Source organism: Acinetobacter sp. AS167, from assembly GCF_037152175.1.
Lineage (GTDB): Bacteria > Pseudomonadota > Gammaproteobacteria > Pseudomonadales > Moraxellaceae > Acinetobacter.
Genome location: NZ_JBBCMP010000003.1, coordinates 13,597 through 26,594, shown reverse-complemented (window position 1 = coordinate 26,594; position 12,998 = coordinate 13,597). Strand labels below are relative to the sequence as shown.

Below are 12,998 nucleotides of genomic sequence, written 5' to 3'. Positions count from 1 at the left end.
AAGTCACTTTATGTTAGCTTGTGCTAACGGTTAAAAATGGTAATAGGATGTCGAGCTCCAAAACTTTGAAAACGAAAGACCGAATTTTGCAGATTAGTCTGCAACTTTTTAATGAGCGCGGCGAACGTGCAGTTACAACAAATCATATTGCAGCAGAGCTTGGGATCAGTCCTGGAAATTTGTATTATCATTTTCGAAACAAACAAGAAATCATCAAAGAATTGATGGAACAATACCAAAAAGAAACTTTAGATATGCTGTCATTACCCGATGACCGTGGAGTCAATGCGAATGATAAAATCCGTTATTTCCAAGTTTTAAGCAGCCAGCTATGGGAATATCGCTTTCTACATCGTGATGTTTATCATTTAATTGAAAATAATGATGACTTTAGAAAAATTTACCCTCGCTTCGCTGGCAAGGTGATGCAACAAGGGCAAAAAATTTATCATGCCTTTGTTGAGGCGGGACTTATGCAGATGACACCTTCTGAAATTGAAGCACTCATCATCAATATTTGGATCGTGCTGACCAACTGGACAAATTTTCTTTATATGTCTGGGCATTTAAGTGATTCGAACCATTTAGATGAAAAATGGATTTGGCAAGCATTGCGCCAGATGGTGTTTTTGGAAGGCCCTTATTTACGTGGCGAAAGTCGTGAAACCTATGAACGCTTGCTAGAAAGCTTCGGTTCTTCGGAATTATTTGCCAGTTTATCTGCTGTAAAACGTGATTGAGGCTGAATCAAGATTGAAAGCTGATGAAAAAGCGTTAAAATATTTGGCTGTTTTTAAATTAACTTATAAGTGATATCCATCAACATGAACATGACTACTGCCAACACAGCGCGTCTACTGATTACTTGTGAAGACAAGCCAGGAATCGTGCAAGCTGTATCGAGCTTTTTGTATCATCAGGGCGCGAACATTACTGCGCTTGATCAATACGCAACTGAAGCTCAAGGCGGGCGTTATTTTATGCGTGTTGAGTTCGAACTCGATCATTTGCAATCTCGTCGAGAGAGTCTCATTCAAACTTTCGCAAGCAATGTGGCTGAACGTTATAGTATGCATTGGCGTTTGGCTTTGGTCAGTGACATTAAAAAAGTCGGTATTTTGGTGTCTAAAGTTGACCATGCTTTGCTTGAGTTGTTATGGCGTCATTCTCGAGGTGGCTTACCTTGTGAAATTACCCAAGTGGTATCAAACCATGAAGACTTACGTGAATCTGTAGAAAACTTTGGTATTCCTTTTTATGTGGTTCCTGTTAATAAAGAAAATAAACGTGAAGCCTATACAAAGATCGATGAGTTGATGCAAGGCAATGACTTATTAGTTCTCGCACGTTATATGCAAATTCTTGATGAAGAGTTTGTACAAAAATGGGAAATGAAAGTGATCAATATTCATCACTCATTTTTACCTGCTTTTGTGGGGGCAAATCCATATAAACAGGCGTATGAAAAAGGCGTTAAATTGATTGGGGCAACAGCGCATTATGTGACTGCAGATCTGGATCAAGGTCCAATCATTGAGCAAGATGTAGAGCGAGTAAACCATGATTTTACTGTTGATCAACTGCGTGAATTAGGCCAAGACGTTGAACGTAATGTACTTGCTAGAGCGGTAAAATGGCATCTAGAAGACCGTATTATTGTCGATGGTAATAAGACTGTTGTTTTTCAGTAGCATATGAATATACATTTAATATGAGTCGTAAAACAAGGATGCTTTATGCATCCTTTTTTTATTTTTAATTTGTAAAATCGATTAAAAATATTGAAAAACCAGTTGCAAATGAAAACACTTCTCATTTATCATTGTTGCACTTTAATTGTTCTATCCGATGAGCTTAATCTATAAAATCATATTTTTGTAGTTTGCTCAATTTTAGGTATTTAGATTCTTATGAGTCAGTCTTCCATTGCACCACTTCAAACGCCACCACCGATGAAGAAAAAAGTCCTTGCTGCAGTATTAGCAGTTGTTGTCGGGCACGCAGGTGTGTTGTGGGGGGTAAGTCATATGAAACCATTTGAACTGCCTCAAATAAAGAAAGAACCTTTAAAAATCAAGTTTTTAAAGTTAAAAGAAGATGTTCCACCGCCGCCGCCGCCTCCATCTGAACCCATCAAACCTAAAGTTCAACCAAAACCTATAGAGAAGAAAGTTGAGCCTAAACCAGTGGTTAAGCCAAAAATCATTGAGCAGAAAAAACCTGTAGAAAATGATGATCGGGCAAGAAAGCTTGAAGAACAAAAGCGTTTAGAAGAGCAACAGAAGCAGGATAAGGCACGTCAAGATGAGCAAAAACGTCTAGATGATCAAAAGCGTGCGGAACAGCAGAAACGTGAACAAGATGAACGTGACCGTCAAAAACGTGAACAAGATGAGCGCGATCGCCAACGTCGTGATCAAGAGCAAAGAAACACGCCGCGTAATGTAAACGAAGGTCAGGTGTCTTGGAGTCGTAGTCCACGTATCGCAAAAGAGCAATTACTTAAACTGATGTCTCCAGAAGATGGAACCAAGGTTGTAAATCTAGAAATTACTGCGGATGCGGGCGGAAATATTACCAATGTTCGTATTCTTCAATCCAGCGGTAATTCAAGTTTAGATAGTTATGTTGTTAAGCAGACTCAATCTGCAAAATTTAAAGCTTATAAAGAAAATGGTGCGGGTGTGCCGTTTAAAATTAGGCAAGATTTTGCGTTGTCGGTCTCTAAAGGTAAATAATTTTTTTAAGAATTAGGAAATGTGCATATGAACTTTTCAGTTTATTGGCAACATGCTGATGCGGTCAGTAAGACACTGTATTTTGTTTTATTGGCAATGTCTATTGCAACGTGGACTGTGTTCATTTTGCGTATTCTAGGCACGCGTCAACTCAAGCAGGTTGCTCAGGATCACCTTGCTCAGGCTTTAAAAGCCTTAAAAGCCAAGCTTGCGCCATTAAGCTTTGATCAACGTAAAGCAGTTGCAGAACAAGCGTTACTACGTCAAATTTCAGCTGAAAAAGCCAATGCAGAAAAAGGTGTTTCAGTTTTAGGAACGATTGCTTCACTTGCACCATTTGTAGGTTTGTTTGGTACAGTATGGGGAATCTTCCATGCGCTTGTTGCTGTAGGTAAAAGTGGTCAAGCCGGTTTAGCTCAAGTTGCAACACCAGTTGGTGAAGCACTGATCATGACGGGTTTAGGTCTTGCTGTTGCGATTCCAGCAGTATTGGCATATAACATTTGCGTACGTTTTAATCGGACATTGTCAAATGAGTTGCAAGATCAAGCACATGGTTTGTTAATTGATACGATGTTACAACAAGATTCTTCAACGCAAAAAGTTGAATCTGAATCTACAAATAAAGGTTTAGTTGGAGGTCAAGCTTAATGGCTTTTCAATTGGGAGAAGACAACGATTCTGGCATGAATGAGATGAATCTCATTCCGCTGATCGATATTATGTTGGTATTGATGATCATCTTCTTGGTGACAGCCACCGTTGCTAACCCATCGATACCATTAACTTTACCAAAGACCACAGCTGAAGTGATTGCGCCTCCACCTGAAGCAATTACCATCAGTATCAATCAGAATGGTGATGTGGCTTGGAATGATAAAGTCATCACTTTAGATGAATTGGCTAAACGATTTGATGAAGAAGGTCAAAAGCCAGTAAAACCAGCTGTTCAGTTAAGAGCGGATAAAGAATCTCGCTATGATACCGTTGCACAAGTGATGTCTCGTGCAAGTGAAGCAGGATTAAATGATCTTGCATTTATGAGTGATAATTAATTTGAATAATTACAAATATTTTAAAACCTCCTTTTAAGGAGGTTTTTTTATGTTGATTTAAAAACAGACTTTTGTGTGAACCAAAAATTGAGCATTAAAAATTGATATGCATTTAAATTTTGGTAAAACATAGATGGTATTTCTATCGTGAGGCGACATAAATGTCGCTAAGTTAGAGGAGGGTACAGACGTACCCCATCCAACATGAGCAAAAACAAAGTGTTGCTTTGTTTGCAATGCAAGGTTTGCCATCCCACTACGAAAAGTGATTTAAACTATAAATGTAAAGCAAGGCATTATAAATTTGATCTTTAGAGATTTATCTTTCTGCAATAGTAAAAGTTTCATGCTTGATAAAGCTTAAGCACTCCTAGAAATTATTCAAAAACTTAGTTTGACAAGAAGTCTAATAGTTTGAGTATTTAAAATACTTAATCTTTGAGTAAGTCTTGAAACTGGCTATGGAGTTTGAGTAATTTTGGCGGAATGGCAAAATTACAATAACCTTGTGCAGGATTACGGGCAAAGAAGTTTTGATGGTATTCTTCGGCAGGATGGAAGGCGGGTGCTGAACTGAGTTCAGTCACAATATTTAAGCCATCTGCTTTGAGCTGTTCAATAAATTGCTCCGATTCAAGTTTTTGCTGTTCATTAAAGTAATAAATCACCGAACGATATTGTGTTCCAATATCATTACCTTGGCGGTTTAATGTGGTTGGATCATGAATTGCAAAAAAAACCGTGAGTAATTGCGGATAACTGATTTGCTGTTCATCAAATTCAATCAAAATCACTTCAGCATGATTGGTATCCCCATTACAAATTGCTTCATAAGTTGGATTGGGAGTATGCCCGCCAGCATAACCACTGACTACGTGATTGACACCTTTGAGCTGTAAAAATACGGCTTCGGTACACCAAAAGCAGCCACCACCAAATAGAGCCTGTTGCATGTGAAGATCCCTTTATTTTTAAATTATAGAAAAGATGAAACGATACTAAAGATCATATCGTGAACTTGCTTAGTTTGTCATATAACCATTTAAGCATAGGTACAATACCTGTTTGATTCACTAAAGAGATCTGTTTAAATTGTTGCAAAATTTTAAAAGAGCAATCTACTTAAATTGCTGTTAACAACTTAAACTTTTATATTTAAGTCGAATCAAAAGACATTCAATAGAATGCCTTTTACTCATGATAATTTATTCGTCGTCTAATAAATCCATTTGTTTTGCAATTTGATAGAGATTATTTGAACGATTCCCTGTACGACAAAACATAAGTACTGGTTTTGGAAGCTCGTTAAAGCGGTTAGCAAAGCTTCTGACATCAACTTCTGTGATTTGACCAGCAACGACAGGTAGAAATACATAGTCCAAACCTGCTGCACGTGCAGCTTCTTCAATTTGAGCACTTGTGGGCTGTTCAGTTCCGCCTTCCAAATCAGGACGATTATTCATTACAGACTTAAAGCCTTTTTCTGCCACTTGAGCAATATGTTCTGGACCAATTTGACCAGCAAAACCAACATTTTCACTCATTTCGTCACTCCTATATGATTTAAAATCCAATATGCTATATATAATAGCATTAAGCTCAGAACTGAGTTTGAACGATAAAAGATTTATAAAAGAAATATCTATAAAAGATAACGCAATGGAGTGTGTATGTACGCATATACAGTTGAACCACTATATATCCCCATTGGACAAGAAGTCATAGCGGCAGATTTTTATCGACCTAAAAATCTAAAAAAACCTGCTGTTATTATTATGGCTCATGGATTTGCATGTTTAAGACAATTTAAGTTGGTGAGCTATGCGCAAAAAATTGCACAGGCAGGCTACGCGGTTGTGCTGTTTGATTATCGTTTTTGGGGAGGAAGTACAGGCTTTCCTCGTGAACTCATTTCATTGCAAAATCAGTTGGATGATTGGAAAACCGTGGTGAGTTATGTCGCAACACAAAAGAAAATTAATCCAAAAAAAATAGTGCTTTGGGGGACTTCTTTGAGTGGCGGCTATGTACTTAGTCTTGCAAGTGAGCTAAAAAGTGTCCAAGCCATTATGGTGCAAGTGCCTTATGTGGATGGGGCAGAAACTGCAAAATTATTTCCAATTCAACAGTTACCCAAGGCATTAAAAATATCCAGTCAAGATTATATGGGGGCAAAAGTTGGGATACTTCCACGAACTTTACCTGTGGTGCACCCCTTTGATTTATGCTTTATTCCGACTAAAGATAGTTATAACGGCTATATGTCAATTGTAAATCCAGACTACTTTTGGAGTGGTGAAGTTCCAGCACGTGTATTTTTTAATTTAATTCGCTTTAGACCTATTCAGACCGTTAGAAGTATTAATATTCCTGTGCTATTTATTGCGGCTAAAAAAGATAGTTTTATCCCTATTGAATCTAGCCGAGAAACTGCAACAAATATTGCACCTTTTGTGCAATATCATGAATGGGATATGGCGCATTTTGATATTTATCATGGGAAATGGTTGGAAAAATCAATTTTGACCCAATTAGAGTTTTTACATCAACATATTGGAGTGAGCTAGATGATTATTGTATGTCCATCATGTGGCGCAAAAAACCGAGTTCCCGAAGATAAATTAAATGCTCAACCCACTTGTGGTCAATGTCATCAAAATTTGATTGCACTTGCTCCTATTGAGTTAAATGAACAAAATTTCAGTAATTTTGTTAGTCATAGTGATTTGCCAATTATGATTGACTTATGGGCCGAGTGGTGTGGTCCTTGTAAAATGATGGCACCACATTTTGCTGAGGTTGCAAAAAATAACCCTCATGTGGTTTTTGCTAAAATTGATACCGAAGCGAATCCACGCTTAAGTAGTGCATTTAATATTCGCAGCATTCCAACTTTGGTTTTAATGAATAAAACCACGGAAGTTGCTAGAATAAGTGGTGCGTTACGTGCTAACCAATTACAAGAATGGTTAGATCAACAATTGAATGCCCATAAGTAATTTAGGGGCTCGGAGTTATTGTGTCAGATTCTCATGTAAAACCTGAAGGTACACTGTCTTTACAAACCATCGCAATGCCAGCAGATACAAACTGGAGTGGTGACGTTTTTGGTGGTTGGATTGTTTCACAAATGGATTTGGCTGGCGCAATTCATGCAGAACGCTTTAGTAAAGGGCGCTGTGCAACGATTTCGATTAATCAGATGACTTTTCTTGTTCCTGTAAAAGTGGGGGATGTGATCAGCTGTTATACCAAGCTGTTAAAGGTCGGTAATACATCGATTCAAATGCAGATTGAAGTTTGGGATAGTCATGACAGCTCTCGTGCTGCCAAACGAGTGACTGCTGGTGTATTTACCTTTGTCGCTGTAGATGTTGCGGGAAATAAACGTCAAATATCTGAAGATGTAAAACAGAAGTATTTAGCTTCGCAAAGTGCATAAATACTCGATATAAAAAATCCCAACATTGTTTGGGATTTTTTTATGGAATATGTGTTTTGAATGGTTTATGCAAATATCTTATTAGAACATGGTATTACTATTAGCGCTTGATTCGGGAACAGCTTGTTGTACATCCCAGTGTTCAAGAATTTTTCCATTTTCGACTCTAAAGATATCGACAATTGCAACACCACGATCATGTGGATTTTGAGCTGAATGAACGTGTAAAAACACTAAATTTCCTTCAGCTACTGCACGTTTGATTACACTTCTTGCTTCTGGATTGTTTTGGAAATACTGAGTAAAGTGATTTACAAAAGGTGCTTTGCCATCTGGAACACGTGGATTGTGTTGAATATACCGATCATCAATATAACGATCTGCATATGTTTTGACTTGATGCTTTTGAAATACACCCTCATAAAAATCAGTCACAATAGCTTTATTTTGTTGCGCTTGTTGGGTTGTTGAATTTGCTGGTAATGTGTTGTTCATTGTAGTAGTAGCAACGTGACTTGGATTTTGGGCACATGCAGTGAGAAATATAATAGGGCTTAGAGTTAGGCTGAGTACAATAAATTTTCTTGGCGTAGCTGATCGCATGATTATCCTCTATAGTTCAAGTCTCAATAGTTCAAGATGGTGGTGGAAATAACACCATCTTGATAAGGAAGTAAGCATGAATATAGTGAATAATCGTCACTCATTATTTGTACTTTAGTAAGTTTTATTTACATTTGCAGATTTTTACTTATTTCTTTTTCAGGCGTTCTTTTGACACCCAAGCCCACACCATTTGGCATTCGACAGGCTCTTTTCCAGACTCATCCATAATGGTGACTGGAACTAGCGTTTCACCTTTTTCAGAGCTTTGCATTTCTAAAATTTGTTCTTTGCTCAATGTCGCTGTTGCTGTCATATCACCTTTAGACGGTCGTTTATATTCAATATGCATGCTTTTGATCAATACAATTGAACTATCAGGAACATTCATACCTGTGACAAAGCCTGTTGCTGTTTCAGCAATCAGCGCCATTGCAACAGCGTGTAATTGTCCAATATGGTTTTGCATAGCACGGTGATTTTTAATTTCAACCACAACTTTTGAATGGCTGACCTCTAGGTATTTAATATTGGCTGTACCCACCATAGGCACAACTCGACCAAACGCCTTACTCCAGAGCGTACTACGAATGCCTTTAGGGAATTTAGAGGTCGCTTTCACAAGTTTAGATAAACGGTTGGTCTGAGTCATGTCTTAACCTATAGTGCTGCTAAAGAGCTTAGTCTTTGAAGTTATTAAATTGTAAAGGTACACCGAATTGTTGTTCTTTTAAAAATGCCATAACTTGCTGTAATGTATCGCGCTTTTTATCAGTTACACGTATCTTGTCACCTTGGATAGAAGATTGCACTTTGACACCACTTTCTTTAATGGCTTTATTAATTTTTTTTGCAGTATCTGAGTCAAGTCCGTCTTTAAGCTTGATCACTTGAACAATGTTTTTACCTGAAGCCGTCATTTTTTGTGGATCAAGGGCTTGAATATCAACTTTACGTTTAAAGAAATGATTTTCGAGCATGCTATAGACTTGTTCGCACTGGAAATCACTTTCAGTTGAAATTTTAATTTCTTTGGCTTTTTCATTAATTTCGATTGAAACGTCCTGACCACGGAAGTCAAAGCGTGTTGCAATTTCTTTTTGGGTGTTTTGAACAGCGTGATTTACTTCAAAAATCTCTAATTCTGAAACAATATCGAAAGATGGCATAGTTTAGACCTTTACAAATGGAAAGAATATCTGAGATGCTAGGGATGTTTTCTTCATTTGCCAAGTGTTGTTTACATCAAAGGAGTGCACAATGATCCGTAAATTAGAAATTACAACATTTGAGTTCCCAGAAAATGCCGTTATCTGGGATGTTCGTGATGCAAAAGCCTTTGCCGAAGGCCATGTTAAAGGTGCTGTAAATCAGCCTATAGATGGTTTAAGTGCTGAGAGCTTAACTCAAGTGAATTCGGATCAGTCCATTTACATTTTATGTGGTGGTGGAAGTAAAGCGCCTCGAGCTGCTGAAAAATTAGAGAGTTTAGATGGTTCTCGTGATTACGTTGTGCTTATGGGGGGAACACGTGCAGCACGTGATGCAGGCCTCCCATTAGAACAGGGTTCGTAAAAAAGCGCCGAAAGGCGCTTTTTTATTACAAATAATCAATAAAAAAAAATCATGGTTGTATCGGTTTAAAATAAGGTTTTTTCTCTTTTACTTTCTTTTGAAAGCGGTTTGGATTTAATTTTTGCAATAAATTTTGAGAAATCGGGCAAGCTTGATGAAGGACCAAAGCTACCAAGATTTCACTACACAAGGGCGCAAATAAAAAACCTTTAGAGCCCAGCCCAGAAAATGTATAAACCTCTTTCTCAGCTTCAACTTTTCCCAGTAATGGAAAATAGTCCAGACTTTGAGCACGTACTGAAGCACGACCTTGCCATTCATCTACTTTGCAGAGCGATTCTGCGTATTGTGGAAACACACTGTGGATAAGTTCATAGTTATGCACATGGTCTTCAAGCAAAACTTCAGTGTCATCACGATTGGGATAAAAAGAAGCACCTAAAATCAAATGCTGCTCATCAAGCTGCATACAATAGCCTCCATAACTGTAGGCATATTGCGGATCTAATCGGTGTTTAACATTGTTGAGCCAACTGACTTGTCCACGGATCGGGTTGAGTATCGGGAACTGCTCAAAAAAAGCATGGCTTTCTTTGGCACAACATACAATCACATGATTAAAATCACCAAGATCTGTGTGTTGGCTATCTTGTAGTGTTAATTGATGGTGATTCGATTGAGCAATACTATGAATGTGAGCATGTTTAAATTGAATCAGCGGATGTTCAAGAATTTGGTCTTTGAGTTGCTGAGGATAAATTGAACCTGCTTGAGTGAGCTGTAAACTCTCTAGTGTGGTTTTTAGATCTAAATCATCGGATGTTTGGTTTTTAAGTAAACCTTGGGGATACTGCGCTGCTAAATCCAATAAATGCTCAGTATTTTTTTGTGCTAATTGTTGAACGGCAATAGGACGAAAAGCCTGAAATTTTGGATAATGCTGCAAAGCATGTTGCCAAGCCAAGGTCATTAAATGTTCCGAACTTTGCTCGATAGGGCAGAGTTTCGGATTTAATAAGGCCAGAGGGTTACCAGAAGCACCTGCTAAAGGCGCTGATTGGTCGTAAATTGTAACTTGATGTCCTCTTTGGGCAAATCCCCATGCGCAACTTAAACCTGCAATTCCAGCGCCAATGATGGCAATGTGGCGTTGATGTAAATTGTTTTGAGTTTTCCATATTTTTTTTTGAATGTTTTGTGCTACAAGATCTATTGACTGCGATTGATTTTCTTCGACTGCTTGTTCAGGCGCACTCCAAATGGCTTGTAGCATTTCACGTTTATGACCAAAACCAGGCGGACGTGAAATAGTGATTCCATGCTGCTTTAGACCCCGTTTAAGCACACCTGCTACGCTAAATGAGGCAAAAGTTGTTCCAAAATCTGACAGTCTGACAATATTGTTTAAAACTTTGTCTTCCCATATGTCTGGATTACAAGAGGGGGCAAATCCATCTAAAAACCATGCGTTCACTTGTTGAGATTTAACCATTGCTGGAAATACATCATGTGCATCACCTAACCACAGATCAATTGAAAAACGTGCTTCTGGAAAGCTTAAACGGTGACAACCTGCGATGGGCAATGGATAGTGTTGAATCAACTGATCAGAAAATTGTTGAAGTTCAGTCCACACCTTTAACGCACGGGTTAAATCCTGTTTAGACAAGGGGAACTTTTCTACACTGATTATATGTAAGTGGCTGTGATTCTTTGGACGAACATTGTGCCAAAGTTGCCACAATGCCAAAATATTTAATCCTGTACCAAAGCCAGTTTCACCAACACAGAAATATTCAAAATCATCTAAATCTGCAAGTCGTGTTGAAAGATCATTACCATTCAAAAATACGTGTCGGGTTTCAAGTAACCCGTTGTCTTTAGAAAAATAGACATCACCAAATTGTTTGGAAATTGGAACTTCAATTCCATCAATACATTGCCAGTCTAAATCGGCTGTTTGAATGGCATTTGACAAAGCAGATTACCTTTTGATAATTAAAATGAAAAAACCTGACATTTCGCAGTATCAGGTTAAAGCGTGAAACTTTCTAAGCACAAAGTCAAAGCAGTGGGCTTACCACTGACGACGACGTTTGGTATAGATATAGCTTGCGATTAAAAAGCCAAGTAAAACACCAACAGCAATGGTCGCAGCACCATATAAGAACATTTGCGCACTTTGTTCACTTTGTAGAACTTGAACTTGTACACCCAGATTGTCATTTTTGAGTTGTAATTCTTGGTTCTGTGAAAGGGCTTCTAAATTGGCCTTTTCAAGTTGCTGTAAACGTGTTGCTTGGTCTTTAACCAAAGCTTTAGCTTTGGCATCTTGAGATGCTTTTTCTTTGCTAATTTGTTCAGCCGTTAAAGGTTTATTTTCTTGCGCTTGAGCCTGCGTTTGGATGCTGGAATTTGCACCTGCTACAGCAGGAATAATACTCGGTTTTGGCGGTGCAACAGGTTGGGCCACCTGAGTAGGCGCTGCCGTCGTTGCTTGAGTCGCTGAAGATTGAGTAGGCTCAGCCGAGACAAGGGGGGATAAAAGTACAAAAGAACTTAAAGTCAGACTAAGTAAGCTTTGGACGACAACGCGCATTATGTTATCCCTTAGGCAATGCTTTATTGAATGGTTTAACATCAATATGACTATAAATTCCTTCTTTTAAGAAAGGTTCGTCTTTTAACCATTCATCCAAAGCTTCACGGCTGTCAAAATCGAGAATTAAAGTACTGCCATAAAAACCTGCTTGTGGATTTTCACGATCAATCGGCATCGCGCCGGCCACGATGACACGGCCTTCAGCATCTAACTTTTCGAGTCGAGCTAAATGTTGTGGACGCACAGCAAGACGTTTTTCTACTGTACCTGCTTGATCGGTACAAGTAATTACAAATAATGGCATGATATTTCTCGATTTTCTAAAACACTTTATTCGTCGGTAGATTTAAAGTGTTTTCGTAATATAACAAACTGGATAATAATAAAGGAAAACATGACAATCATGTCACCAAATGCTGTAAATTCGCCCCAATATTTTCCACCTGCAAATAAAAATGCGAAGAAAATATGTAAACAAGACATGACAATGAACATCGCAGCCCATGCAAAGTTTAGATTTTTCCAACCTTTTTCAGTCAGGTTTAAGACTGGACCAAATAACCTTTGAATGAGTGGCTTCTTTTCTTTACCAAAATAAGGAGAGAGCAAGAAAGCGCCAGCAAAGGCTAAATTCAAAATTGCAGCTTTGAGACGAATATAAAAATCATCACTCAACATCAAGGTGATTCCACCAAAAATGACGGTCATGAACAAAACAAACCATTGTTGTTTATCCAGACGGAATTTTTGGAAAATAAATAGCGCACCATAGACCACAAGCATTGAAATAATCAGACCTGTAGTTGCAACAAGGATGTTGTTGTTGTTTACACCACCTGCTGAGCCGATCAATTGTAATAATGGATGATCGGTGTTTTTAGGATCAACCGTTTTGTATAAATAAAAGAAAATTATGAGTGGCACAAAGTCTAAAAGTGCTTTCATGTTAAAGTATCTAGTCTGTTCAGGTTGATGGGATAGTA

General features: G+C 38.1%; 18 protein-coding genes. 9 read left to right on the top strand and 9 right to left on the bottom strand.

Annotated elements, in window-relative coordinates; all coding sequences use genetic code 11:
* Positions 1 to 47 precede the first annotated feature (47 nt).
* The 5 genes from WFN33_RS06495 to WFN33_RS06475 all read left to right on the top strand — a co-directional run bounded on the left by WFN33_RS06495 (position 48) and on the right by WFN33_RS06475 (position 3,793).
* Positions 48 to 740: a TetR/AcrR family transcriptional regulator gene (locus WFN33_RS06495; RefSeq protein ID WP_034611676.1), complete on the top strand. Its 693-nt coding sequence runs from the start codon at positions 48 to 50 to the stop codon at positions 738 to 740.
* 84 nt (positions 741 to 824) lie between these two features.
* The gene (purU, locus tag WFN33_RS06490; RefSeq protein ID WP_336952161.1) at positions 825 to 1,691 is read left to right on the top strand and encodes a formyltetrahydrofolate deformylase; all 867 of its coding nucleotides are present in this window, start codon (positions 825 to 827) and stop codon (positions 1,689 to 1,691) included.
* A gap of 219 nt (positions 1,692 to 1,910) precedes the next feature.
* Positions 1,911 to 2,738 carry an energy transducer TonB family protein gene (locus WFN33_RS06485; RefSeq protein WP_336952160.1) on the top strand — a complete coding sequence of 276 codons (828 nt, stop codon included), beginning with the start codon at positions 1,911 to 1,913 and terminating at the stop codon, positions 2,736 to 2,738.
* A 27-nt stretch (positions 2,739 to 2,765) separates the two neighbouring features.
* Positions 2,766 to 3,389, top strand: coding sequence for a MotA/TolQ/ExbB proton channel family protein (locus WFN33_RS06480; protein WP_004818829.1), 624 nt, complete (start codon positions 2,766 to 2,768; stop codon positions 3,387 to 3,389).
* On the top strand, positions 3,389 to 3,793 hold the full coding sequence (locus WFN33_RS06475) for an ExbD/TolR family protein (RefSeq protein ID WP_004717995.1): 405 nt from the start codon (positions 3,389 to 3,391) through the stop codon (positions 3,791 to 3,793). The genes WFN33_RS06480 and WFN33_RS06475 overlap by 1 nt, the downstream gene beginning before the upstream one ends.
* Before the next feature lie 431 nt (positions 3,794 to 4,224).
* Here WFN33_RS06475 and msrA read toward each other — a convergent pair whose 3' ends face one another.
* The gene (gene msrA / locus WFN33_RS06470; protein ID WP_336952158.1) at positions 4,225 to 4,746 is read right to left on the bottom strand and encodes a peptide-methionine (S)-S-oxide reductase MsrA; all 522 of its coding nucleotides are present in this window, start codon (positions 4,744 to 4,746) and stop codon (positions 4,225 to 4,227) included.
* Between the two features lie 252 nt (positions 4,747 to 4,998).
* Positions 4,999 to 5,337 (bottom strand): TIGR01244 family sulfur transferase, encoded by a 339-nt coding sequence (locus WFN33_RS06465; protein ID WP_151956787.1) that lies wholly within the window; start codon positions 5,335 to 5,337, stop codon positions 4,999 to 5,001.
* A gap of 126 nt (positions 5,338 to 5,463) precedes the next feature.
* On the opposite strand from WFN33_RS06465, the gene WFN33_RS06460 reads away from it, so the two are divergent.
* The 3 genes from WFN33_RS06460 to WFN33_RS06450 all read left to right on the top strand — a co-directional run bounded on the left by WFN33_RS06460 (position 5,464) and on the right by WFN33_RS06450 (position 7,235).
* The gene (locus tag WFN33_RS06460; protein WP_336952157.1) at positions 5,464 to 6,360 is read left to right on the top strand and encodes an alpha/beta hydrolase; all 897 of its coding nucleotides are present in this window, start codon (positions 5,464 to 5,466) and stop codon (positions 6,358 to 6,360) included.
* Positions 6,361 to 6,792 (top strand): thioredoxin TrxC, encoded by a 432-nt coding sequence (gene trxC / locus WFN33_RS06455; RefSeq protein WP_056516933.1) that lies wholly within the window; start codon positions 6,361 to 6,363, stop codon positions 6,790 to 6,792. It abuts the gene before it with no gap.
* 74 nt (positions 6,793 to 6,866) lie between these two features.
* On the top strand, positions 6,867 to 7,235 hold the full coding sequence (locus WFN33_RS06450; protein ID WP_419327076.1) for an acyl-CoA thioesterase: 369 nt from the start codon (positions 6,867 to 6,869) through the stop codon (positions 7,233 to 7,235).
* An 81-nt stretch (positions 7,236 to 7,316) separates the two neighbouring features.
* On the opposite strand, the gene WFN33_RS06445 is transcribed toward WFN33_RS06450, so the two are convergent.
* From WFN33_RS06445 to WFN33_RS06435, 3 genes are all read right to left on the bottom strand, one after another.
* A complete protein-coding gene (locus WFN33_RS06445; protein WP_336952155.1) occupies positions 7,317 to 7,838 on the bottom strand; it encodes a nuclear transport factor 2 family protein in 522 nt (173 codons plus the stop codon).
* Positions 7,839 to 7,986: 148 nt separating this feature from the next.
* Positions 7,987 to 8,490, bottom strand: coding sequence for a DUF4442 domain-containing protein (locus WFN33_RS06440; RefSeq protein WP_004717985.1), 504 nt, complete (start codon positions 8,488 to 8,490; stop codon positions 7,987 to 7,989).
* Between the two features lie 28 nt (positions 8,491 to 8,518).
* Positions 8,519 to 9,007 (bottom strand): YajQ family cyclic di-GMP-binding protein, encoded by a 489-nt coding sequence (locus tag WFN33_RS06435; protein WP_336952154.1) that lies wholly within the window; start codon positions 9,005 to 9,007, stop codon positions 8,519 to 8,521.
* A 91-nt stretch (positions 9,008 to 9,098) separates the two neighbouring features.
* Between WFN33_RS06435 and WFN33_RS06430 the strand changes: the two genes are divergently transcribed.
* Positions 9,099 to 9,413, top strand: coding sequence for a rhodanese-like domain-containing protein (locus tag WFN33_RS06430; protein WP_336952153.1), 315 nt, complete (start codon positions 9,099 to 9,101; stop codon positions 9,411 to 9,413).
* A 49-nt stretch (positions 9,414 to 9,462) separates the two neighbouring features.
* On the opposite strand, the gene mnmC is transcribed toward WFN33_RS06430, so the two are convergent.
* From mnmC to WFN33_RS06410, 4 genes are all read right to left on the bottom strand, one after another.
* Positions 9,463 to 11,391, bottom strand: a complete 1,929-nt coding sequence (mnmC, locus tag WFN33_RS06425; protein WP_336952151.1) for an FAD-dependent 5-carboxymethylaminomethyl-2-thiouridine(34) oxidoreductase MnmC — start codon at positions 11,389 to 11,391, stop codon at positions 9,463 to 9,465.
* Positions 11,392 to 11,490: 99 nt separating this feature from the next.
* Positions 11,491 to 12,012, bottom strand: coding sequence for a hypothetical protein (locus WFN33_RS06420; RefSeq protein WP_336952150.1), 522 nt, complete (start codon positions 12,010 to 12,012; stop codon positions 11,491 to 11,493).
* 4 nt (positions 12,013 to 12,016) lie between these two features.
* Complete coding sequence (locus tag WFN33_RS06415) at positions 12,017 to 12,319, bottom strand: YciI family protein (RefSeq protein ID WP_004717974.1); 303 nt, start codon at positions 12,317 to 12,319, stop codon at positions 12,017 to 12,019.
* Positions 12,320 to 12,345: 26 nt separating this feature from the next.
* Positions 12,346 to 12,960 carry an inner membrane-spanning protein YciB gene (locus tag WFN33_RS06410; RefSeq protein WP_004717972.1) on the bottom strand — a complete coding sequence of 205 codons (615 nt, stop codon included), beginning with the start codon at positions 12,958 to 12,960 and terminating at the stop codon, positions 12,346 to 12,348.
* Positions 12,961 to 12,998 lie beyond the last annotated feature (38 nt).